This window comes from Streptomyces sp. HSW2009, assembly GCF_040240285.1.
Taxonomy (GTDB): domain Bacteria; phylum Actinomycetota; class Actinomycetes; order Streptomycetales; family Streptomycetaceae; genus Streptomyces.
Genome location: NZ_JBEHZD010001210.1, coordinates 1 through 321 on the forward strand (window position 1 = coordinate 1; position 321 = coordinate 321).

1 protein-coding gene is annotated in these 321 nt (G+C 67.3%); it reads right to left on the reverse strand.

Annotated features, from left to right (window positions below; translation table 11 throughout):
- On the reverse strand, positions 1-206 hold a 206-nt coding region (locus AAHZ94_RS35225; RefSeq protein ID WP_349997707.1), incomplete at its 3' end, for an acyltransferase domain-containing protein.
- Between the last annotated feature and the right edge of the window lie 115 nt (positions 207-321).

The window sequence follows — 321 nt, forward strand, 5'->3', positions numbered from 1 at the left end:
CACGACTCCCACCACCGGGCCAACCCCACCATCACCACAAACAACACCGGCTGCACCACATCCACCCGCCCCAACCACTCCCCATCCTGCGAGTCGTCCCGCAGAACATCCACAAGCGACCACTCCACCAACCCCTCCAACACCACCGCACACTCACCCACCACCTCAGCAAACGCCGGGCAGGTCTCCAACAGCTCCACCGCCATTCCCACCCACTGCGATCCCTGCCCCGGAAACACCAACACCGGAGCAGGCACATCCCGAGCAACCCCACACACCGGACCACCCACCGCGCCCTCGGCCACGGCCCGCACCCCCGCG